The organism is Caballeronia sordidicola, from assembly GCF_001544455.2.
GTDB classification, from domain to species: Bacteria; Pseudomonadota; Gammaproteobacteria; order Burkholderiales; family Burkholderiaceae; genus Caballeronia; species Caballeronia sordidicola.
Genome location: NZ_FCOC02000013.1, coordinates 176,199 through 196,965 on the forward strand (window position 1 = coordinate 176,199; position 20,767 = coordinate 196,965).

Annotated in this window: 23 protein-coding genes and 1 pseudogene; 19 read left to right on the plus strand and 5 right to left on the minus strand. The window is 61.1% G+C overall.

The features are described from left to right. The first annotated feature begins 11 nt into the window (after positions 1-11). The 7 genes from pncA (at position 12) to AWB64_RS20375 (ending at position 5,685) form a co-directional block, all read left to right on the plus strand. Positions 12-638, plus strand: coding sequence for a bifunctional nicotinamidase/pyrazinamidase (gene pncA, locus AWB64_RS20345; RefSeq protein ID WP_060857218.1), 627 nt, complete (start codon positions 12-14; stop codon positions 636-638). A 39-nt stretch (positions 639-677) separates the two neighbouring features. After that, the gene (locus tag AWB64_RS20350) at positions 678-1,856 is read left to right on the plus strand and encodes an acetyl-CoA C-acyltransferase (protein ID WP_060857219.1); all 1,179 of its coding nucleotides are present in this window, start codon (positions 678-680) and stop codon (positions 1,854-1,856) included. 89 nt (positions 1,857-1,945) lie between these two features. Further along, the gene (locus AWB64_RS20355) at positions 1,946-2,248 is read left to right on the plus strand and encodes a Dabb family protein (RefSeq protein ID WP_060857220.1); all 303 of its coding nucleotides are present in this window, start codon (positions 1,946-1,948) and stop codon (positions 2,246-2,248) included. A gap of 4 nt (positions 2,249-2,252) precedes the next feature. Continuing rightward, on the plus strand, positions 2,253-2,717 hold the full coding sequence (locus tag AWB64_RS20360) for a PaaI family thioesterase (RefSeq protein WP_060857221.1): 465 nt from the start codon (positions 2,253-2,255) through the stop codon (positions 2,715-2,717). A gap of 39 nt (positions 2,718-2,756) precedes the next feature. Then, positions 2,757-3,764: an NADP-dependent oxidoreductase gene (locus AWB64_RS20365; RefSeq protein WP_060857222.1), complete on the plus strand. Its 1,008-nt coding sequence runs from the start codon at positions 2,757-2,759 to the stop codon at positions 3,762-3,764. A 26-nt stretch (positions 3,765-3,790) separates the two neighbouring features. Further along, positions 3,791-4,660 (plus strand): SDR family oxidoreductase, encoded by an 870-nt coding sequence (locus AWB64_RS20370; protein ID WP_060857223.1) that lies wholly within the window; start codon positions 3,791-3,793, stop codon positions 4,658-4,660. Positions 4,661-4,719: 59 nt separating this feature from the next. Next, a complete protein-coding gene (locus AWB64_RS20375) occupies positions 4,720-5,685 on the plus strand; it encodes an alpha/beta hydrolase (RefSeq protein ID WP_060857224.1) in 966 nt (321 codons plus the stop codon). Here AWB64_RS20375 and AWB64_RS20380 read toward each other — a convergent pair. Continuing rightward, positions 5,682-6,515 (minus strand): NRDE family protein, encoded by an 834-nt coding sequence (locus AWB64_RS20380; RefSeq protein ID WP_060857225.1) that lies wholly within the window; start codon positions 6,513-6,515, stop codon positions 5,682-5,684. The two genes, AWB64_RS20375 and AWB64_RS20380, sit on opposite strands and share 4 nt — an antisense overlap. Positions 6,516-6,524: 9 nt before the next feature. Beyond that, complete coding sequence (gene ygfZ, locus AWB64_RS20385) at positions 6,525-7,523, minus strand: CAF17-like 4Fe-4S cluster assembly/insertion protein YgfZ (protein ID WP_060857226.1); 999 nt, start codon at positions 7,521-7,523, stop codon at positions 6,525-6,527. A gap of 61 nt (positions 7,524-7,584) precedes the next feature. Here ygfZ and mltG point away from each other — a divergent pair, with 61 nt between their 5' ends. The 10 genes from mltG to AWB64_RS20435 all read left to right on the plus strand — a co-directional run bounded on the left by mltG (position 7,585) and on the right by AWB64_RS20435 (position 17,369). Beyond that, positions 7,585-8,601: an endolytic transglycosylase MltG gene (gene mltG, locus AWB64_RS20390; protein WP_060857260.1), complete on the plus strand. Its 1,017-nt coding sequence runs from the start codon at positions 7,585-7,587 to the stop codon at positions 8,599-8,601. Beyond that, positions 8,601-9,221: a dTMP kinase gene (tmk, locus tag AWB64_RS20395; RefSeq protein WP_060857227.1), complete on the plus strand. Its 621-nt coding sequence runs from the start codon at positions 8,601-8,603 to the stop codon at positions 9,219-9,221. Before mltG ends, tmk begins: the two co-directional genes overlap by 1 nt. A gap of 81 nt (positions 9,222-9,302) precedes the next feature. Continuing rightward, a complete protein-coding gene (locus AWB64_RS20400) occupies positions 9,303-10,322 on the plus strand; it encodes a DNA polymerase III subunit delta' (RefSeq protein WP_060857228.1) in 1,020 nt (339 codons plus the stop codon). A 29-nt stretch (positions 10,323-10,351) separates the two neighbouring features. Continuing rightward, a complete protein-coding gene (locus tag AWB64_RS20405) occupies positions 10,352-10,873 on the plus strand; it encodes a GNAT family N-acetyltransferase (protein ID WP_060857229.1) in 522 nt (173 codons plus the stop codon). A 33-nt stretch (positions 10,874-10,906) separates the two neighbouring features. Continuing rightward, positions 10,907-11,698, plus strand: coding sequence for a TatD family hydrolase (locus AWB64_RS20410; RefSeq protein WP_060857230.1), 792 nt, complete (start codon positions 10,907-10,909; stop codon positions 11,696-11,698). Between the two features lie 135 nt (positions 11,699-11,833). Next, positions 11,834-12,535 (plus strand): ankyrin repeat domain-containing protein, encoded by a 702-nt coding sequence (locus tag AWB64_RS20415; protein ID WP_244164124.1) that lies wholly within the window; start codon positions 11,834-11,836, stop codon positions 12,533-12,535. A gap of 150 nt (positions 12,536-12,685) precedes the next feature. Further along, complete coding sequence (locus AWB64_RS20420; RefSeq protein ID WP_060857232.1) at positions 12,686-13,042, plus strand: Rap1a/Tai family immunity protein; 357 nt, start codon at positions 12,686-12,688, stop codon at positions 13,040-13,042. Between the two features lie 167 nt (positions 13,043-13,209). After that, entirely contained in the window at positions 13,210-14,487 is a 1,278-nt protein-coding gene (locus tag AWB64_RS20425) for a mechanosensitive ion channel family protein (RefSeq protein ID WP_060857233.1), read from the plus strand. A gap of 155 nt (positions 14,488-14,642) precedes the next feature. Next, positions 14,643-16,049 (plus strand): alpha,alpha-trehalose-phosphate synthase (UDP-forming), encoded by a 1,407-nt coding sequence (gene otsA / locus AWB64_RS20430; RefSeq protein ID WP_060857234.1) that lies wholly within the window; start codon positions 14,643-14,645, stop codon positions 16,047-16,049. Between the two features lie 252 nt (positions 16,050-16,301). After that, entirely contained in the window at positions 16,302-17,369 is a 1,068-nt protein-coding gene (locus tag AWB64_RS20435; protein ID WP_060857235.1) for a glycosyltransferase family 4 protein, read from the plus strand. Between the two features lie 119 nt (positions 17,370-17,488). Here AWB64_RS20435 and AWB64_RS20440 read toward each other — a convergent pair whose 3' ends face one another. The 3 genes from AWB64_RS20440 to AWB64_RS20450 all read right to left on the minus strand — a co-directional run bounded on the left by AWB64_RS20440 (position 17,489) and on the right by AWB64_RS20450 (position 19,545). Beyond that, positions 17,489-18,079: a BPSL1445 family SYLF domain-containing lipoprotein gene (locus AWB64_RS20440; RefSeq protein ID WP_060857236.1), complete on the minus strand. Its 591-nt coding sequence runs from the start codon at positions 18,077-18,079 to the stop codon at positions 17,489-17,491. Positions 18,080-18,469: 390 nt separating this feature from the next. Beyond that, the gene (locus AWB64_RS20445) at positions 18,470-18,949 is read right to left on the minus strand and encodes a hypothetical protein (protein ID WP_060857237.1); all 480 of its coding nucleotides are present in this window, start codon (positions 18,947-18,949) and stop codon (positions 18,470-18,472) included. A gap of 287 nt (positions 18,950-19,236) precedes the next feature. Continuing rightward, positions 19,237-19,545, minus strand: a complete 309-nt coding sequence (locus AWB64_RS20450; protein ID WP_060857238.1) for a PsiF family protein — start codon at positions 19,543-19,545, stop codon at positions 19,237-19,239. A 417-nt stretch (positions 19,546-19,962) separates the two neighbouring features. On the opposite strand from AWB64_RS20450, the gene AWB64_RS20455 reads away from it, so the two are divergent. Both AWB64_RS20455 and AWB64_RS20460 read left to right on the plus strand, forming a co-directional pair. Continuing rightward, positions 19,963-20,244: a hypothetical protein gene (locus tag AWB64_RS20455; RefSeq protein WP_060857239.1), complete on the plus strand. Its 282-nt coding sequence runs from the start codon at positions 19,963-19,965 to the stop codon at positions 20,242-20,244. 198 nt (positions 20,245-20,442) lie between these two features. Beyond that, positions 20,443-20,767, plus strand: a pseudogene (locus tag AWB64_RS20460) (sugar ABC transporter substrate-binding protein); the annotation flags it as partial.

A 20,767-nucleotide genomic window follows, 5' to 3' on the forward strand; every position in this document is an offset into this window, starting at 1 on the left:
GCGAGGCAGCAATGAGAGGTGCAGACGAAGTCCTGCTTGTCATCGACGTGCAGAACGATTTCATGCCGGGTGGCGCGTTGGCCGTGCCTCACGGCGATGAAGTCGTGCCCGTGATCAACCAGCTTGCGCTGGCGTTTTCGCATGTCGTCGTGACGCAGGACTGGCATCCGGCCACGCACGTTTCCTTCGCCGAGCATCACGCGGGGCGCGCGCCTTTCGAGATGACCACGCTCGCTTATGGCGAGCAGGTTCTATGGCCGACCCACTGCGTGCAGGACACGCAGGGCGCGGCGTTGCATCGCGACCTGCATGTGCCGCACGCGCGGCTCGTGATCCGCAAGGGGCATCACGTGGGCGTGGATAGTTACTCGGCCTTCATGGAAGCCGATCGCGTCACGCCGACGGGCCTGACCGGCTATCTTCGTAATACCGGCGTGAAGCGCGTCTACTGCTGCGGACTGGCGACGGATTATTGCGTTGCCTGGTCCGCGCTCGACGCACGCGGCGCGGGCTTTGAAACAGTTGTTATCGACGACGCCTCCCGCGCCATCGACCTGAACGGATCGCTTGAACGCGCGTGGGAGCAGATGACGGCCGCCGGGGTTTTGCGGACCCGCTCTGTGGACGTGCTGCGCTGAACACCATCAACATTATTCGTACTTGAAGTGGAGACAGGAATGACTGACGCGGTAATCGTATCGACGGCACGTACGGGCCTGGCCAAATCGTGGCGCGGCGCATTCAACATGACGCACGGCGCAACGCTCGGCGGCCACGTGACGCGGGCGGCGGTGGAGCGCGCCGGCATTGACCCGGCGCGCGTGGAAGACGTGATCATGGGCTGCGCAAATCCGGAAGGCGCGACGGGCATGAACATCGCGCGGCAGATCGCGTTGCGCGCCGGTTTACCCGTGAGCACGCCCGGCATGACGGTGAACCGCTTTTGCTCGTCCGGGCTGCAAACCATCGCGCTCGCGGCGCAGCGCGTGATTGCCGGCGAAGGCGATGTCTTCGTGGCCGGCGGCGTGGAGTCCATCTCGTGCGTGCAGAACGAGATGAACCAACACATGCTGTTCGACGGCTGGCTGAAGGAACACAAGCCCGGCATCTACTGGTCGATGTTGCAGACCGCCGAGAACGTCGCGAAGCGCTACGAAATCTCGAAGGAACGCCAGGACGAATACGGCGTTCAGTCTCAACTGCGTGCGGCGGCCGCTCAGGCCGCGGGCAAGTTCAACGACGAAATCGTGCCAATCACCGTGCTCGCCGGTGTCGCCGACAAAGCCACGGGCCGCGTCTTTACAAAAGAACTCACGCTTTCATCCGATGAAGGCATTCGCGCCGACACGACGCTCGAAGGGGTATCGAAGATTCGCACCGCCATGCCTGGCGGCGTGATTACCGCGGGCAACGCCAGCCAGTTTTCCGATGGCGCGTCGGCGTGCGTGGTAATGAATGCGTCGCTGGCCGAAAAGGAAGGATTGAAGCCGCTCGGGATTTTCCGCGGCTTCGCGGTGGCGGGCTGCGAGCCGGACGAAATGGGTATCGGCCCGGTGTTCGCCGTGCCCAAGCTCTTGAAGAAGGCCGGGCTCAAGGTCAGCGACATCGGCTTGTGGGAATTGAACGAGGCGTTCGCGGTTCAGGTGCTGTATTGCCGCGATACCTTGGGCATTCCCGCCGACCGTCTGAACGTGAACGGCGGCGCGATCGCGGTGGGACATCCTTACGGCGTGTCGGGCGCGCGGCTGACGGGACACGCGTTGATCGAAGGGAAACGGCGCGGCGCGAAATTCGTGGTGGTCACCATGTGCATTGGCGGCGGGCAGGGCGCGGCCGGGTTGTTCGAGGTGGTGTGAGCCGTGACGGTCGCCCGGGGTTTTTGATACGCTTGGGCGACGCGGCATATCCGTGCCGTGTTCGCTGCAGCTACAACCAGGAGCCTGTCTTGTTACGACACATCGTCATGTGGAAGCTGAAGGAAAACGCCGAGGGCGGCACGCGCGCCGAAAATATCGTCAAGCTGAAGGCAAAGCTCGAAAGCTGCCGCAGCATTGTTTCAGGTCAGGGGCACTTTGAGGTCGGCGTGGCGCAGGACGGCTACGAAGCCACGTGCGACGTCATCCTCGTTTCGGATTTCGATAACAAGGAAGCGCTTCACGCGTATCAGGTCCACCCGAAGCATGTTGCTATCAAGGACTTCGTGGCGGCGGTGCGTGAGTCGCGTCAATGCATCGATTACGAAGTCTGATCCCATGGCCGACTTTTCCGCGCTGCCAGAAAGCCCGTTCATCGATTCACTCGGGGTGCAGCTTGTTTCCGCCGAAGATGGCGCAAGCGAAGTCTTGCTTGCGTTGACCGCCACGCACATGAACACGTGGGGAATCGCGCACGGCGGCGTCACCATGACCCTCGCCGATGTCGCCCTTGCAATGGCGGCCCGCAGTCTTGCGGGCACGGGCATAGGCGTTGTCACGGTCGAAATGAAAGTGAACTTCATGGAGCCGGGCCGGGGCGAACTGCGCGCGTTCGCGCGCGTGCTGCATCGCTCGACCACCATGGCGTATTGCGAAGGCGAAATCCGCGATAGCGAAGGGCACTTCGTCGCCAAAGCGCTTGGAACATTCAAGTACATGCGCAGGCTCGCGGTTGGCCGCGATATTGCGCAACAACGCCTTCGATCCGATCCGTCGGCGAAACCCGGTCCGAGCGACGCCTGACCGTCAGGGAACGCATCAAGACCGCACAGGAGCATCACGATGTCCGAACGCGCTTCAATCAATCGTCAGATTCTCCTCGTCTCGCGTCCTCAGGGCGCGGCGAGCACCGACAACTTCAAGCTCGTTGAAACGCCACTTGCGCCGCTCGCCGATGGCCAGGTGCGCGTGCGCAATCACTACCTCTCGCTTGATCCTTACATGCGCGGCCGCATGGACGACGCGAAGTCGTACGCCGCGTCGCAGCCGCTCAACGAAGTCATGATCGGCGGGACGGTGGGCGAAGTGGTGGAATCGAAGCATCCCAAATTCGCGATCGGAGACAAGGTCGTCGGAACCCATGGCTGGCAGGAATTTGGTACATCGGATGGCCGGGGCCTGCGCAAGGTCGACGATACGCACATCCCGCTTTCCGCGTATCTCGGTCCCGTGGGCATGCCCGGCGTGACGGCATGGCTTGGCCTGAACAAGATCATCGAGCCAAAGGCAGGCGAGACGGTGCTTGTCAGCGCCGCGAGCGGCGCGGTGGGCAGCGTGGTCGGACAGTTGGCGAAAGCCGCGGGTTGCCGCGCGGTGGGTATCGCGGGCGGCGCGGACAAGTGCCGGTATGTGACCGAAACCCTCGGCTTCGACGCGTGCGTGGACTATAAAGCGGGCAATCTCCACGACGACCTGAAAGCGGCGCTGCCCAATGGCGTGGACGGCTATTTCGAAAATGTCGGCGGCGAAGTGCTCGACGCCGCGTTGTCGCGCATGAACGCGTTTGGCCGTATTGCGTTATGCGGGATGATCGCAAACTATGACGGCTCGCCAAAACCGCTTAAAAAACCCTCGCTGCTGCTCACGCAGCGGCTGAAGGTGCAAGGGTTCATCGTCAGTGAGTCGCCGGAAGTCTGGCCCGAAGCGCTTGCGCAGCTTGGCGGCCTCGTGGCGCAGAAGAAGCTGCTGTATCGCGAAAGCATTGCGCAAGGACTCGAGAACGCGCCCGAAGCGTTTCTCGGCCTGCTCAAGGGCAAGAACTTCGGCAAGCAGCTCGTGAAGCTGATCTGACGCGGGTTGCATCGAGGGGAGACACAGTGGATCAGTTCGACGGAAAAGTGGCGGTCATCACGGGCGCCGGCAGCGGCTTCGGGCGGGCGTTCGCCATGCAGGGCGCGTCGCTTGGCATGAAGCTCGTGCTTGCCGACGTCGATGTCAAGGCGCTCGCGCAAACCGTCGAGATGGCGCGCGCTTTGGGCGCAGAGGCGCTCGGCGTGCCCACCGATGTCTCCGATGCAAAGCAGGTCGACGCCCTCGCCAGCGCAACCATGGACACGTACCGCGCCGTGCATCTGCTCTTCAACAACGCGGGCGTTGGCGCGGGCGGCTTCGTATGGGAGAACAGCGCGAACGACTGGGCGTGGGTATTCGGCGTCAACGTAATGGGCGTGGCGAACGGCGTGCGCGCGTTCACGCCGTTGATGCTCGCGCAAAACGAGCCCGCGCATATCGTCAACACGGCGTCTGTCGCCGGTCTGCTTTCCGCACCTGCGATGGGCGTGTACAACGCATCGAAGCATGCGGTCGTCGCGCTGACCGAGACGCTTTATCACGATCTGAAGATTGCTGGCGCACAGGTGGATTGTTCGTTGTTGTGCCCGGCGTTCGTGCCAACGGGTATTGCCCAGGCGGAACGCGCGCGGCCCGAAGCGCTGCGCAATGACGAACCCCTGACGACATCGCAGCGCATGGCCGTCAGGCAACTCACGAAGGCGGTGGAGGGCGGCAAGCTGAGCGCGAACGACGTGGCGCAGATCACGTTCGACGCCGTGCGCGAACGGCGGTTCTACGTGCTGACGCATCCGAAGATCCTGGCGTCGGTACAACTGCGTTTCGATGACGTCGCGCAAATGCGTAACCCGACCGATCCGTTGTCGCTTAAACCCGAGGTCAGAGGGCGAGGATAGGGCGAACCGGGAGGGCCGAATGTGTCATTATCGCGAGCTTTCACCGCCATACATTCCTCATGCCGCTGAATCCCGCCATTGCGCAGGTCCTCGAACTGATCGCGAAAGCCAGGCGGCCGCCGTTCCACACGTTGACCGCCGAAGCTGCGCGCGCGTCGTACGAACGCAGTGCGCTGATCATCGATATTGCGCCCGCGCCCATGTTCGATATCCAGGAACTCACGATTCCCACGCGTGATGGCGCGTCCATTCGCGCGCGGCTGTTTCATCCGGTCGAACCGGCGTGGACGTCGCCCGCGCCGACGCTCGTGTATTTTCATGGCGGCGGTTTCGTGGTGGGCAGTATCGATACCCATGCCGCGCTGTGCCGGCGTCTCGCGGCCGATTCGGGATGCGCGGTGGTATCGGTGGATTACCGGCTCGCGCCCGAACACAAGTTCCCAAGCGCCGTCCACGATGCATTCGATGCCCTCGAATGGCTTCACGAGCAAGCGGCGTCGCTAGGCCTCGATAGCACGCGTTTCGCCGTCGGCGGCGACAGCGCCGGCGGTACGCTCTCCACCGTTTGCGCGGTGCTCGCTCGCGACGCCGGCATTGCGCTGCGCCTGCAATTGCTGATTTACCCGGGCGTCAGCGCGCGTCAGGACACACGTTCCTATGCGCAATTCGCGGAAGGCTACGTGCTTTCGGCGAAAACGGTGGAGTGGTTTTTCAAGCACTATCTGCGTAACGAGAATGACCGCGATGACTGGCGTTTTGCGCCATTGGACGCACGTGGAGAGATGCCATCGCTTGAGGGCGTTGCGCCGGCTTGGATAGCTGCCGCCGATCACGATCCGCTCTTCGATGAAAACATCGCCTACGCCGCGAAACTCGAACGCGAGCGCGTGCCGGTTGAACTGGTCCGCTACGAAGGCATGACGCACGAGTTCTTCAAAATGGGCGGGCTGGTGCCGGACGTCGCGAAAGCGCATGCGGACGCAGCGAACGCGTTGCGCGAATACCTGAGCGCGACAGAAAGTTAGCGGACGATCACGAACGCGTCGCTGCGTTCGAAGTTTCCAGGGCGGACGATTTTGTGCGAACCGTCGTCGTCGCTGAGTTCCTTGATTTGCAGCGTGAGCTGCTTGCCTGCGGAGGCAACGCGCAGCGCGGTCGTACTGCGCGTTCCATAGCCGTCCGACTCTATGAACGCCGCCGACAACACGCGCTCGCGTTCAAGCGAAACGCCGGTGGAGGGCAGTAGCGCGTCATCAGCAACATGCGGATTCCGCATTGTCTCGATCAAACCATCTAGCGAGGGCTGGATACGGTCGCCGGCATGGACGAGATCGCGAAGCGCTTCACGTTGGGCGACGAGCTTCGGCCAAGGTGTATCGAGCAAACTGTTCGACAAGCCGTGAATGCCGGCATCGAGCAACGCGGGCGGGGCGTCGGCGCGATTGCCGTACCACGCAAGTTCGCGCCGCGTGAAATCGCCGACGATCAGGTTGAAGCCGTTATACAGACGGCCGTTGCGCGCAACGTGATTGAGATAATCAAGCGGCGCGACCGGCTTTCCTGTCAGGAAATCGCTGACCAACGTACCGCGGGTCGGCGCATCCGGTCGAACTTCAGAAGGCGCCCGATAATTCGTCAACGCGGCAAAGCGGCCATCGTGCGTCACGCCGAGCCACGTTCCGCCGCCGGTCAGATCGCGTCCGGCAAGCAGGTCGGGCGCATCGTTCCACCAGTGCATCGGCTCGGTTTCGCGGCTATAGAATTCGTCGCGGTTCGCGGCGAGCGTGAGTAAAGGAATACCGTACCGCGACGATCCGTCAGCGTCCGGCTGCCAGTCGAAGACGATCAGGCACATGAATTCGGCTCAGACTTCGGTCGGCAGCGTATAGGGCAACGGCGAGAACTTCAGCACGGGGCCATCGGCCGCGCCCACGTGCACCGAACCCTGCTCCAGAGCCGCGAGCTTGATTTCCACCAGCGCATCCACGCCGCCTTCCGGCGCGCTCGCCACGTTGACCACGAGGCCGCACGGCTGGCCGGGGTCATCGGAGTGAAAAAGTTCGTTGCCGGCCTGGGCCGATTCCATGTGCGCAAGTGCTGTGCGCCGTTTGATCGTGCCGCGATACTGGCTGCGCGCAACCACTTCTTGGCCCGGATAGCAGCCTTTCTTGAAGTTCACGCCGCCAAGCACGTCGAAGTTCACCATCTGCGGGACGAACTGCTCGGCAACCGGCTGAGTGATGCGCGGCTCGCCCGCGTGGATGTCGAGCCAGTCCCACACGTCGGCGCTTGCGCGCGTCAGCTTCTTTTCCAGATCGGCGAGGTGCGCGTCCACTTCGGCTTTCGGACCGACCCACAGAAAACGCGGCCGGCCAACGGCGTCGGGCACACGGATCAGCGAACCGAGCGGGCCGTCGACCTTGACATGCACGCCGTCAGGCATGGCGTCGAAGAGATGGGACAGCGCATGGCGCACGTCGCCGGCAAACCCTACGGCTGTGAGCGTGGGCGTGGTGTCGGCGAGTTTGGCCTTGGCGCGCATCACGAACATGGACAAGCGCTTTTGCACCGTGGCCTGAAGGTCCGCGGCGATCATCAGGCGCACGGCGTCCCCCGCGCGCCACATCAGGAAAGACGCCATCAGGCGGCCCTTGGGCGAGCAATAACCCGCCAGGCGCGCCGACGACGCATCCAGATGCTGGACGTCGTTCGTCAGCTGCGTGTGAAGAAAAGCGGCGGCGTCGTCACCGGTTGTATCGATGAATCCGAACTGCGTGAGCGGCGCAAAAATACCGCCGCCGGGCACGGCCTGAAAGGGCGAAGCAGCGGACGGCGTGGCAGGTGAGGCGGCTGAAGAATTCATGGACCTGACTTTGGCGGATACGAGCTTGTATTATATGGGTCTATCCCAGAGCGTGTTTCGCATGTCCCTTTTGAAGAAATGTCTGGTCGCGGCTGTCGTCGCGGCCGTGGTTGGTGGTGCGCTCGTTGCGGGCATGTTCAAGTGGGCGAACAGCCCGGTCGATCTCGCCGCGCCCGAACTCGATATCACCATCAAGTCCCACAGTACGCTCAAAAGCGTGAGCATCCAGCTTGATCGCGGCGGCGCGCACATGCGGCCCGAGCTGTTCGTGCTGATGACGCGCGCGCTGGGTCTTTCGTCGCAGTTGAAATCGGGGAACTACGCGTTCAAGGAAGGCATCACGCCGTACGAGATGCTGCAAAAGATCGCGCGTGGCGACGTGAACGAGTACGTGGCGACGATCATCGAAGGATGGACGTTCCAGAAAATGCGCAGCGAACTGGACGGCAATCCGGCGCTCCAGCACGACACGGCCGGCATGACCGATACGGACTTGCTCAAGGCTATCGGCGCGCCGGACGACCTGATCGCGAAGGCGAGCGCGGAAGGCCTGTTTTTCCCCGACACCTATCTGTTCGACAAAGGCACGAGCGACATCGCCGTCTACAAGCGCGCCTACAGGCTGATGCAGATGCGCCTCACCGAAGCGTGGAACGCGCGCGCGCAGAACCTGCCGTACAAGACGCCGTACGAGGCGCTGATCATGGCCTCGATCGTGGAGAAGGAAACCGGGCGCGCCGCCGACAGGCCACTGGTCGCGGCGGTGTTTGCGAACCGCCTGCGCATCGGCATGCCGTTGCAGACCGATCCGTCGGTGATCTACGGCCTGGGCTCGGCTTACGGCGGCCGCCTGAAGAAGAAAGATTTGCAAACCGACACTCCGTACAATACCTACACGCGCATGGGCCTGCCTCCCGGCCCCATCGCGCTGCCCGGCGTCGCGGCGCTCGCGGCGACAGTCAATCCGGCGTCGAGCAGCGCACTGTATTTCGTGTCGCGCGGCGACGGCAGCAGCTTCTTTTCAGACAACCTCGGCGACCACAATCGGGCCGTCGACAAGTACATCCGGGGACAATGATGGTGCGTGGCAAGTTCATCACGTTTGAAGGCATCGACGGGGCAGGAAAGACCACGCACCTCGGATGGTTTCGCGAGCGTCTGGAAGAGAAGATTGCATCGGGCGGCCGTTCTGTCGTGATGACGCGCGAGCCCGGCGGCACGGCGCTTGGCGAAAGCTTGCGCGAACTGCTCCTGAACCAGCCGATGGACCTCGAAACCGAGGCGCTGCTGATGTTCGCGGCGCGCCGCGAACATCTGGCGCTCGTGATCGAGCCAGCGCTGGCGCGGGGCGACTGGGTATTGTCCGATCGTTTCTCCGATGCCACCTTCGCGTATCAGGGCGGCGGGCGCGGCCTGCCGCGCGACAAGCTGGAAGCACTGGAACGATGGGTTCAAGGCGGTTTCCAGCCGGATCTGACCGTACTCTTTGACGTTCCCACGAATGTTGCGAGCGAGCGGCGCGGCGCAGTCCGTGCTCCCGACAAGTTCGAAAGCGAATCCGATTCCTTCTTTGGACGCACGAGGGCCGAATATCTGCGCCGTGCGGCGGAATCGCCGGACCGGTTCGTGGTAATCGACGCCACGCAATCAGTCGTCGATATTCAGAAGAAACTTGAGAAAGTAGTTTCAAGCATTTGATTTTAAAGTAAATAATATTTACTTAAAGTTAATTATAACTTTGAGCAGCCCGCCATAAACATCTGATTCAAAAGACTTTTCATGATCTATCCGTGGCAAACCGATGACTGGGCGCGTCTGGGGCAACTTCGCGCAAGCTGGCCGCATGCACTGCTGCTGCACGGCCGCGCGGGCATCGGAAAGCTGCAGTTCGCGCAGCATCTGGCGCAAAGCCTTTTGTGCGAAGCGCCGACCGCGACTCACGAGCCGTGCGGGCACTGTGTTGCCTGCTTGTGGTTCAGGCAGGGCAATCACCCGGATTACCGGGCGGTGCTCCCCGAAGCGCTTGCCGGAGAATTGATCAGCGACGACAAACCGGACGCCGATGAAGGCAAGAAAACCAAGGTGCCGAGCAAGGAAATCAAGATCGACCAGGTGCTTGGGTTGATGAACTTTTTCAGCCTCGGCTCGCATCGGGGCGGCGCGCGGGTCGTGCTGGTTTATCCGGCCGAATCCATCAACGTGTTCGCGGCCAACGCCTTGCTTAAAACGCTGGAAGAACCGCCGGCCGGTGTCGTCTTCATTCTGGTGACGGCGCGTATCGACCGTTTGCTCCCGACAATCATCAGCCGATGCCGCCAATGGCCAATGACGCTTCCGGCCACTGAACCCTCCGTGGCCTGGCTCGCGCAGCAAGGCGTCCCGCAGCCGGCGGCGCTGCTTGCCGAGGCGGGCGGCGCGCCGTTGACGGCGCTGGCGCTGGCACACGACGAAAACCGCGCGTTGCGTGATTTCGCATTGGCGCAACTGGCCGCGGGTCCCGGTTGTGACGCGTTTGCGTGCGGCGAGAACCTGCAAAAGCTGCCTGTGCCGATGGTCCTCGGCTGGCTGCAACGCTGGCTCTACGATCTGCTGGCGCAGAAAACGGCTGGGCGGCCGCGCTATTACCCGGCGGCATCGAAGGCGCTCGAACGCTGCGCCACGCAACTCAATGCGGACCGCTTCGCCCGCTATCAAAAATCGGTGACGCGCCAGCGCGCGGTGGAAAATCATCCGCTCAACGCGCGGCTGGTGTTCGAAGAACTGTTTCTAGGCTATCGCGACGTGTTCAACGCCGCCTGATATTTCATTTATTCGCACGCAAACGCACCATGACGCTCAATTTCCGCGACGCCATTCTCGACGATCTTCCCGGTATCGTGGCCATCTACAATTCCACGGTGCCTTCGCGCCTCGTGACGGCCGATCTGGAGCCGGTGACGGTCGAAAGCCGCCTCGCGTGGTTCCACGCTCACGGACCGAAAGCCCGGCCGCTATGGGTCGTGGAAGAATACGGCGCGGTTGTGGCGTGGCTGAGTTTCTCCGATTTCTACGGCCGCCCGGCCTATCTGCGCACCGCCGAAGTCAGCATCTACCTCCACGAAAGCACGCGCGGGCGCGGACTTGGCACGCAGTTGCTGGAAGCCGCGTTGCAACGCGCGCCGGAGTTGGGCATCGATACGCTGCTGGGCTTCGTCTTCGGCCACAATGACCCGAGCCTGCGGCTTTTTCGCCGCTTCAACTTCGATGTATGGGGCACGTTGCCGCGCGTGGCCGTGCTGGATGGCATCGAGCGCGATCTTGTGATTCTTGGCCGCCGCCTGATCGGCGAATCGGCCAAATCCAGCGCTTAACCCAAGCCTTACCCACGTCTCAACGGAACCACCATGTTCGTCGATTCACATTGCCACATCAATTTCGAAGGTCTCGCCGACCGCATGCCCGAAGTCCTCAGCAAGATGCGGGAGCTGAAGGTGACGCATGCGCTCTGTGTATCGGTGGATCTGGAGACGTTGCCGTCCGTCCTGAAGATCGCGGAAGAAAACGAGCACATCTATGCGTCGGTGGGCGTGCATCCCGATCACGAGGACGCGCGCGAGCCGAGCGTCCAGGACCTCGTGGAACTGGCGCGGCATCCGAAAGTGGTCGCCATCGGTGAAACGGGACTGGATTATTACCGCCTGGAAGGGCGCAGCATTGCCGATATGGAATGGCAGCGCGAACGCTTTCGCACGCATATTCGCGCGGCGCACGCGACCGGCAAGCCGCTGATCATCCACACGCGGTCGTCGTGGGAAGACACGCTGCGGATCATGGCCGAAGAGCGCGCAAGCGTGCCGGGCGGCGTGATGCATTGCTTCACCGAACCATGGCACGTTGCGCAAGCCGCGCTCGAACAGGACTTTTACATTTCGCTGTCGGGCATTGTCACGTTCAAGAGCGCGAAGGACGTTCAGGATGTGGCGCAGCGCGTGCCGCTCGACCGTTTGCTGATCGAAACGGACTCGCCGTATCTCGCGCCGGTGCCGTATCGGGGAAAGCCGAATGAACCTGCGTACGTAAGTTATGTCGGACGTTTTATCGCGCAGTTGCGCGAAACGCAGGAAGACGCGCTCGCCGCGGCCACGACCCGCAATTTCTTCAGGCTCTTCAAGATTCCCGAGCCAGTGGAACCTTGATCCGGCCCGCAGTCTTGCTGCACGAACCATTAAAACCATCAGATTCGATCAGTAATCCCCAAGGAACACATGTTTAAATTTTCGGCGGTCTCGTCTTCGACATCTTCTTCGATATCTTTCAACCGGCATACGGCATTGCGCGCCAGAACGTGGCGGACCCTCGTCACGGGCGTGCTCCTGACGGCGTCCGCGATTGCGCAGCCGGTCTTCGCCGCGCCCGCCGATTCCATGATCAAGGCGGTGAAATTCGACGATGTGTCGGCCGTCAAGAAGCTGCTGGCGCAAGGCGTGGACCCGAATCTCGTCGATAACACCGGCGCGCCGCTGCTCGTGATCGCAGCGCGCGAGAAGTCGGACAAGGTGGGCAAACTGCTCGCCGAGAATCCGAACACCGACCTGGAAAAGCTCGACTCCGCGGGCGAGAACGCGATGATGCTGGCCGCGCTCAACGACGACCTCGAATTCGTGAACATGCTGATCGCGAAGGACGCGGAAGTGAACAAGAAAGGCTGGACGCCGCTGCACTACGCGGCCACCAACGGTCACGACGACGTGGTCAAGGTGCTGCTCGACCATTCGGCGTATATCGATTCCGGCTCGCCGAACGGCACGACGCCGCTGATGATGGCCGCGCGCGGCGGTCACCTGTCAACGGTCAAGCTGCTGCTTGACGAAGGCGCCGACTTGCGCGTGAAGAACCAGATCGGGATGACGGCGGTGGACTTCGCCAAGCAGTATCACGAGAAGGACGTGGCGGAAGGTCTGGCGGCGCGCCTCGCGTCGATGCAGACGGGCGCATCGGGAGTTCCGCAAACCGGTACAAACAGTGCAAAATGACGCACTCGCGGGATGAGAACCGGAAAAAACGAACCGGTTTTCTTCCACGATACGAGGAAAAGCCTAAACAAGCCGGGGCTCGAGCCGAAGGCGCTCTAAGGCGCAGGGAGGGCCACACCCGGCAACCGCCAAACATAAGAAAGGATCATCATGCTGCGGGTTTTAGTCATGGCCGGTGCGCTTGCGTTTCCGCTCTGCGCGGCCGCGTTCACCGGCAACGATCTGAACATGCTTTGCACCAAGACGGACACCGCTTCGCGCAGCGCATGCGCGGCTTACATAGAAGGTGCTGCTGACGGCATCTACAACACCATTGAAGCAATTGGCGGAACGTCCGGCCCGCAGGTCGGACAGTATTTTTGCCTGCCAGTCGATGTAAAACCGCAGGAACTCACTGATGCGGTGCGCAAGTTCATTGCCGATAACCCTGCGCAAGGTAACTTCAACGCGACCACCATGGTGTCGCTCGGGCTCGGCAAAGCCTTTCCGTGCAAGGCGGAGAAGTAGGCAGTCCAGCTTTCCAGTAACAATGTTGCCCGCCGCCCGCTCGGCGGGCACGGCATTTGCTGCACTGCAATAAAGCGGGCATCCTAAAGCGGCATCCTAAAGCAGCATCCAAACGGTTCCTTCCAAATCCCCGTCGTATCCACCTTTCAAAGGCTGATTCCACGACGATGATCAATATCGACTCCTTCGAGCGCATCGCTTCCGCGCCGCTCAACACATGGCCCGGCGCAATTGTCGTGGCAACGCTTGCCGTTCTGTTTGCTATCGGCGTGCATCGGATTGGAGCGCGTATTCTCTTGCGCATCGCGCGGCCGTATCCGCTGATGAGCGTGGTGCTGCGTTTCATCGATAAACCCGCGCTTGCGCTCTTCATCATTCTCGGCCTCGGCTTCATACTGGTCGAAGCGCCTGATTCGCTGCCTTTCGCCACCGCGTTGCGCGACCTGCTTACCGTGCTGTTGATCGTCGCGCTGACGTGGCTTGCCGTGCGGTCGGTCGGGGCGGTCGCCGAGGCGCTGGTCCAGTCTCATCCGCTCGATTCCAAGGACAATCTTCAGGCGCGCCGGATTCACACGCAGGCGCGCGTTCTGGCGCGATCCGTGATGGTGGTGATCGTGATTATCGGATTCGGCGGGGCGTTGATGACGTTTCCAGCTGTGCGGCAGATCGGCGCGAGCCTGCTGGCGTCGGCGGGTGTGGCGGGACTGGTGGCCGGTATCGCCGCGCGGCCGGTGCTCGGCAACCTGATCGCCGGGTTGCAGATCGCGCTGTCGCAGCCCATCCGGCTTGACGACGTGGTCGTGATCCAGGGCGAATGGGGCCGCGTGGAAGAGATTACCGGCACGTATGTGTCCATACGCATCTGGGATCAAAGGCGGATGATCGTGCCGCTGCAGTGGTTCATCGAAAATCCGTTCACCAACTGGACACGCAATAGTTCGCAAATTATCGGGACGGTGTTTTTAAATGTCGATTACCGGATGCCGCTCGCGCCCATGCGCGAAGCGCTCGAACGCATTCTCGAGCACGCGCCGGAATGGGATGGCCGTGTTCAGGTGCTCCAGGTCACCGACGCAACTGAGAAGTCGATGCAGCTTCGCGTACTCGTCAGTTCCTTTGATTCAGGCCTGAACTTCGACCTCCGATGCCGCGTGCGCGAAGGTTTGCTGAACTTCGCGCAGGCCGAGTATCCGCAATTTCTGCCGCGTACACGGGCGGATTTCGCGCCGGAGGGCGAGCACGTCGACTTTGTCGCGCCATTGGAGCGCACGCAGGCGAGCAGCGCGATCCGGCCCGCCATGCGTGGGACCGCCAACACGGAAGCCGATCCGGTAGCGAGCCGGGGAGAACGGAATGGGCCGGATCCATCGGCGCATTCGGCGGCATCGACAGCTAAAACAGCGCCTGAACCCGCCGAGCCGGTCGGCGCGGGAAACCCGCGCTGATCAGGCACCTCGTGTTGGCACCCGGGGCAAAAGTTTGAACTGACGCCGCCGTCTGCGGCCAAACCCGCTATAAATTCGAGACAGCGGTGAGAGATACTCGCGCACCGCCGGCCGGAAGCGGCCGCCTCTCACGAACCAATAAAGGAATGAAGAGAATGAGCCGCCTAGTCGTTGTATCGAACCGAGTCGCCTCGCCCACGGAGACCAAAGGCTCCGCCGGCGGCCTTGCCGTAGGCGTGTTCGGCGCACTGAAGGACAGCGGCGGCGTGTGGTTCGGCTGGAGCGGCGATGTGGTCAGCGACACGGTCGCAAACCAGGGCCCGAAACTCGAACAGGACGGCGCGGTTACGTTCGCCACCGTCGGCCTGCCCAAGAAGGACTACGACCAGTATTACCGCGGGTTTTCGAACGCGACGCTCTGGCCCGTTTTCCATTATCGAAACGATCTGGCCGTTTATGACCGCGAGGAGTACGCCGGATATAGACGCGTGAACTCATGGCTCGCACATCGCGCAATCAAGCTGCTTCAGCCCGACGATGTCATCTGGGTTCACGACTACCATCTGATTCCGTTTGGCGAAGCGCTGCGCGCCGAAGGCGTGACCAACAGGATGGGGTTTTTCCTGCACATCCCGTTTCCATCGCCGCAAATCCTGCTCAACATTCCGCCGCACGAAGAGCTCGTGAAATCGCTGTGCTGCTACGACGTCGTGGGTTTCCAGACGCCCGGCGATCAGGCTGCGTTTCACGATTACATCGTGCGCCACGCGCATGGCACGGCGAGCGCCGAGGGGCACGTGGAGGCGTTCGGGCGCAAGTTGAAGACCGGTGTGTACCGGATCGGCATTTTCCCCGATGAAATCGCCGAGCAGGCCAAGCGCGGCGAAGCGCGGCAGGACGTGATGGACCTGAAGCAGAGTCTGGAAGGGCGCAAGCTCATCATGAGCGTGGACCGGCTGGATTACTCGAAAGGTCTAGTCGAACGCTTCAAGGCGTTCGAGCATTTTCTCGAGAAATCGCCGGAATGGCGTGGCAACGTCACGCTCGTGCAAATCGCGCCGCCAACACGGTCCGACGTCGATACCTACCAGCAGATCCGCCATAACCTCGAATACGAGGCAGGGCGGATCAATGGCCGTTACTCGGGTCTCGACTACACGCCGATCCGCTACATGAACCAGCGCTATGACCGCTGGAAGCTGATGTCGCTGTTCCGCGAATCGCAGATCGGGCTGGTGACGCCGTTGCGCGACGGCATGAACCTCGTCGCAAAGGAATACGTCGCGGCGCAGAATCCCGACGATCCCGGCGTGCTCGTACTGTCCCAGTTCGCCGGCGCCGCTGACGAAATGACTGGCGCGCTGATGGTGAATCCTCACGATATCGTGGGAATGAGCGAAGCGATTGGACGGGCTTTGTCGATGCCGCTGGCCGAGCGTCGCGAGCGCTACGAAACCAACATGAAAATGCTGCGCAAGTACGACCTCGGCGTGTGGCGCGACTCGTTCCTCGCGGATCTGCGCGGTGTCGATCAGGGCAAACACGCGCCTCAGAAGCGCTAAGCGCGGCTCTAAACTACGTTCTCCCAACCTTAAAACGCGCTGGAACGTCGAAGTAACGTTGCAAGACGAGTGTTTCGTGACTGTAACAGCGTCATGAAATTGAAAGTTTTGCCGACCGCGAAGCGTTCACGGCCAATAATGCAGGTGTCGTCGTTGCGCGCTGACCACGCGCGATGGCGGCCGTCGACCGTCCTTATCCGGCATCGCTGGATAAAGAGCGCGGCGACGCGAGACCGAGTGGAGACGAGAACAATGAGAATTGCGCAAATAGCCCCGCTGACCGAGTCGGTGCCACCCAAGCTGTATGGGGGAACCGAGCGGGTGGTGTCGTACATCACCGAGGCGCTTGTCGATCTTGGCCATGACGTGACGCTGTTCGCTTCCGGCGACTCGCAAACCACGGCCAAGCTGGAAGCCGTCTGGCCGCGCGCCTTGCGTCTCGATCCGGCGATTCGCGACCGGATTGCGCCACATATGCTGCTGATGGAAATGGTGCGCCGACGGGCGGACGACTTCGACGTGCTGCATTTCCACATGGATTACTACTCGTTTTCGCTCTTCAAGCGGCAGGACACGCCGTTTGTCACCACGCTTCATGGCCGGCTCGATCTTCCCGAGCAGCAGCCGATTTTCAACACCTTCAACACCGCGCCGGTAATCTCCATTTCGGATTCGCAGCGTCATCCGTTGCCGCAGGCGAAATGGCTAACGACCGTTTATCACGGACTGCCGGAAAAGCGCTACATGCCGCAGCCGGTCGACCAGACGTATCTGGCGTTCCTTGGACGGATATCGCCGGAAAAACGCGTCGATACCGCCATTCGCATCGCCGGCCGCTGCGGCATGAAAATCAGGATCGCGGCGAAAGTGGACACGGCGGATCGCGAATATTTCGAACGTGAAATCGCGCCGCTGATGAAACTGCCTTACGTGGAATTCATCGGCGAGATCGACGATCATCAGAAGGCCGATTTTCTTTCGGGCGCGCATGCGCTGTTGTTTCCGATCGACTGGCCGGAGCCGTTCGGCTTGGTGATGATCGAATCCATGGCGTGCGGCACGCCGGTTGTCGCGTTCAATCGCGGTGCGGTGCCCGAAGTGGTGGACGAGGGCGTGTCGGGATTCATTGTCGAGGACGAGATTGGCGCGGTTGCCGCCGTGAACCGGCTGCACACCATCTCCCGTGCAGGCGTGCGTAAATGCTTTGAAGAGCGCTTTACGTCGCATCGGATGGCGCAGCAATACGTGGACGCGTATCAGGCCGTCGTGCGGGCGCAAAAGCGCGCGCGTTTCAAACTGATCGATAGCGCCACGAGCTAAAGCATCTGTAGTAGACGCTTCAACGAAAACCGCCGCGCATGACGACTTTTCGGGTCGTGCTGCGCGGCGGTTTTTTTGCGGCTTGGTTTCATCAAGCTGGCCTTACGCCAGCGTGGAACCTAGATGTTCAGGCGCGACACCTTCGTGCCTTCCAGCGAGAGATTCGCCATCAGGCCGGCGTTCGTCAGCACGAACACTTCAACCGGCGCTGTTGCCGTCGTGGAATCGATGTTGCCGTTCGCGCCCATCTTCACCAGCGCAACCGATGCATCGCCGCCCACCGACCAGCCGTCGGTATTGCGGAATTTGTCGAGTGCGTCCTGGGTCATGAACAGGAAGATGATGGACTTGGATTGCGCACCCGCTTGCAAGCCAATGGAACCCGAAGTCGTGCTGTAGTAGCCGACCGAGCTGCCGCCCACTCGCAGCGCGCCCTTGCCGTACTGCGCGCCAACAATGAAGCCCGCCTGGATCACTGACGGGAACACGAGCACGCCGCGCGCCTTGCCCACGAGTTCGCGTGAACCCTTGGCCGTGACGTACAGCCGCTGCATGGTCGCATCGATATCCGCGTCGATAGAACGGCGTGCGTCCGAGTCACCGGCCGTCTTCTGTGCGCCTTGGTTCGACGTCGTCGTGCAACCGGCCAGCGCGAGGCCGCCCAGTGCAAGTGCGGCGGTCGATTTGATCATGAAGTTTCGTCTTTGCATCGTTTTCTCCATCGTGGTTTTTTGGGAAACCCCATCTAACGAGTGTTCCAGCAGGGCGATTTATAACACAGCGGGTTGCCGAGCAACACCTACCGAATCGCGCGAAGCCTTACCCCGCTTGGGCTGCGGCACAATCACGCATAATAGTCAGGTAAATTTGACCTTTATCGAACTGCACCCCGGTTCAGGCAAGAAGCCGCTTGTTTGTGTTCAACATTTGGCGGTCCCGCCGGCCACGCTGTACTGCGCAAAATCCAGGCCAGCTCCCGCAGGCGCAACACAAATACGGTCAAACTTACTGGGAATATAAGCTGAAAAAGAGCTGCAGATTGAATGAAAAAGTTGTGATGTGTTGTCACCACGCAAAGATCTTGGCGGCAACGTGCGATGTCACGGCTTCGCCACGCGCGGAGGTTCATGTGTTTTCGACTCATGCCCTTGCGCTTTTTTCATGGGATGGCGCAGCGAGCGGCGAATCACGCCGATAACCGCGCCGAGCACGAAAAGCGTGACCGCTGGCACAACCCAGTAGCCCACGAAGGCCGTCCAGAGATAGCCGAACAGTACGCTCTTGCGAACCGCGTACTGAGCGATGGCTTGCTGGTCTGCAGCCGCTTTCATGGCCAGCACGTCTTGCGGACAGCCAGCGGAACGCGCTTCATCGATCAGACCGTGGCAACGCTGTATGGCGGGCAGGGCGCGCTGGGCATCGGTGAACGTCCACGAAGAAAGCGCATGTGACAGATCTTCGGAATCGTAAGCAAGCTGCTCGCGGATTTCGTTCGCCGCGACGATCATGACCGGGACCGCCCAAAAAACGATCAGGACCAGCCACCGCCTGAACCAGCGGTTCTTATATCGCCACACCATCCTCGGGCCTCCGTCCGTTGCAATGCTGCAAGCCGGCTAGACTGGCGGACCGATGGCGCTTGAAAGTCGTATTTGTGTTGTAGGGCGGGCCGCCTTCGCGTCATCTTATGAGATAAAACGCGCGCCGCGTAGCGAGACCGTAGGTGCACTGCAATATGATGGGCGCGGGTTTGCCCGCGTTTAACGACATCGCCCGTGCCGCGTTTTCGGGTCTGAAAATAAACAAAAAGCCGCGTACCCGAAGGCACGCGGCTTGGCACAAAAGACTCGCGTCACCTTGCTGCGGCTTATCCTTTGTTGCTCAGGCAGTCCTTCATGAACGCCTTGCGCTCATCGCCTTTCTTGCCTGTAGCTGACTTGTTGCAGGCGGTCATTTTTTGCTGCTGGGTCATGGGTGCAGTTGCAGCAACAGGAGCCGATGAAAGGCAGTCTTTCATATACGCCTTGCGCTCGTCGCCCTTCTTGCCTGCGGCCTGCGTGTTGCAGGTGCTCATTTTCGACTGCTGGCTGTTCTGCGCGAACGCCGGCGCTGCTGCGAAGCTTACGCTTAAGGCTGCGCCCAGCACCAACGCTGACATGGTTGCCTGGATCTTCATTGCGATGCTCCCTTTTAGTTGAATGACTTTCTATAAGGTGACGCCGGTTGTTGATAAAAACCGGCCTGTGCCGCCGGTTTCCGTGTTTCGGCGCCTCATTATGGCAAAAAGCACCGCCCATGCAGTACGGTTTCGTACTGATGCAGCATCAAATCCCGCGCTCGCGCATCAGGCCGAAACGCTTTGCCAATGTCAGCCACCGGACATCATCCAGGTTGTAAGCTAGTGCTTCACGATGAAGAAAACCAGCTCGAGCGGTCTTACACTTTCTTCGATACGTACGATCAGGTGTCGTTGAGTCGTGCCCGCGTTGCAGCGTTGCTACATCGGAGAATCTGTTTGCTGCCGTTGTGATTCAAATCGTCGCAGATATGTTTCGGCCGATCCGCTTGTTCAAACCGTTTGAAGGAGTCGCGTATGACCAGCCCCTTGTCAGATCACTACAAAGGTTTCGAGATCAGCGTCCAGGCGTTGCGCCGAGCCAAGGATCGCGATGAGCCCGACGACGGCCCGCGCCATTTCGATATCGTCGTGACCATCTCACGAAGCGCAGCAGGCGAGAGCGGCAAATCGGAGATGTTCGGCGTGCCGGATCAGGAACCCTTCAGCAGTCCCATCGACGCCACGCGGGCGGGGATCGACTACGCGCGGCAGATCATCGACAAACAGGTGGAAGGGCAATCCGTCGACGAGCTTTGAGCGTTTCCCATGTGAGTCGGCTTGGATCCGCTTCGTGCGCCGGCACGCTGAAATCAGGGGCAACAGCAATTGCGGCATGCGGGGGAAACGTCCACGCTCAACGCCAGCCGTCGGCCAAACGGCTGGCTGGTGCATTTTTTACGCTCGCTTATCTGCCCGCTTTATCCAACAACTCGAACAATTCGGGAGATTCGTTGCATGAACTCATTTGACCAGACCGGTAACAAGACGAACAAACTCGCGCTGCGCCGACGCTTTCTCTCCGTCGCGGTGTCGCTTGCGGCATGTGCCGCGTTGCCTTTGTCGCTGTATTCGAGCGGCGCGGCTGCGCAAACCGCGCACAAGCCGAAGGTCGCGCTCGTAATGAAATCGCTCGCGAACGAGTTCTTCCTGACCATGGAAACCGGCGCGAAGGATTATCAGAAACACAACCCGAACCAGTTCGACCTCATCACGAACGGCATCAAGGACGAAACCGATACCGCGAACCAGATCCGCATTGTCGAGCAGATGATCGTCTCGA

Coding starts and splice junctions, on each gene's coding strand:
- pncA (WP_060857218.1), top strand. CDS start 12: ATGAGAGGTGCAGACGAAGTCCTGCTTGTCATCGACGTGCAGAACGAT.
- AWB64_RS20350 (WP_060857219.1), top strand. CDS start 678: ATGACTGACGCGGTAATCGTATCGACGGCACGTACGGGCCTGGCCAAA.
- AWB64_RS20360 (WP_060857221.1), top strand. CDS start 2,253: ATGGCCGACTTTTCCGCGCTGCCAGAAAGCCCGTTCATCGATTCACTC.
- AWB64_RS20365 (WP_060857222.1), top strand. CDS start 2,757: ATGTCCGAACGCGCTTCAATCAATCGTCAGATTCTCCTCGTCTCGCGT.
- AWB64_RS20375 (WP_060857224.1), top strand. CDS start 4,720: ATGCCGCTGAATCCCGCCATTGCGCAGGTCCTCGAACTGATCGCGAAA.
- AWB64_RS20380 (WP_060857225.1), bottom strand. CDS start 6,515: ATGTGCCTGATCGTCTTCGACTGGCAGCCGGACGCTGACGGATCGTCG.
- ygfZ (WP_060857226.1), bottom strand. CDS start 7,523: ATGAATTCTTCAGCCGCCTCACCTGCCACGCCGTCCGCTGCTTCGCCC.
- mltG (WP_060857260.1), top strand. CDS start 7,585: ATGTCCCTTTTGAAGAAATGTCTGGTCGCGGCTGTCGTCGCGGCCGTG.
- tmk (WP_060857227.1), top strand. CDS start 8,601: ATGGTGCGTGGCAAGTTCATCACGTTTGAAGGCATCGACGGGGCAGGA.
- AWB64_RS20400 (WP_060857228.1), top strand. CDS start 9,303: ATGATCTATCCGTGGCAAACCGATGACTGGGCGCGTCTGGGGCAACTT.
- AWB64_RS20405 (WP_060857229.1), top strand. CDS start 10,352: ATGACGCTCAATTTCCGCGACGCCATTCTCGACGATCTTCCCGGTATC.
- AWB64_RS20410 (WP_060857230.1), top strand. CDS start 10,907: ATGTTCGTCGATTCACATTGCCACATCAATTTCGAAGGTCTCGCCGAC.
- AWB64_RS20420 (WP_060857232.1), top strand. CDS start 12,686: ATGCTGCGGGTTTTAGTCATGGCCGGTGCGCTTGCGTTTCCGCTCTGC.
- AWB64_RS20425 (WP_060857233.1), top strand. CDS start 13,210: ATGATCAATATCGACTCCTTCGAGCGCATCGCTTCCGCGCCGCTCAAC.
- otsA (WP_060857234.1), top strand. CDS start 14,643: ATGAGCCGCCTAGTCGTTGTATCGAACCGAGTCGCCTCGCCCACGGAG.
- AWB64_RS20435 (WP_060857235.1), top strand. CDS start 16,302: ATGAGAATTGCGCAAATAGCCCCGCTGACCGAGTCGGTGCCACCCAAG.
- AWB64_RS20440 (WP_060857236.1), bottom strand. CDS start 18,079: ATGCAAAGACGAAACTTCATGATCAAATCGACCGCCGCACTTGCACTG.
- AWB64_RS20445 (WP_060857237.1), bottom strand. CDS start 18,949: ATGGTGTGGCGATATAAGAACCGCTGGTTCAGGCGGTGGCTGGTCCTG.
- AWB64_RS20450 (WP_060857238.1), bottom strand. CDS start 19,545: ATGAAGATCCAGGCAACCATGTCAGCGTTGGTGCTGGGCGCAGCCTTA.
- AWB64_RS20455 (WP_060857239.1), top strand. CDS start 19,963: ATGACCAGCCCCTTGTCAGATCACTACAAAGGTTTCGAGATCAGCGTC.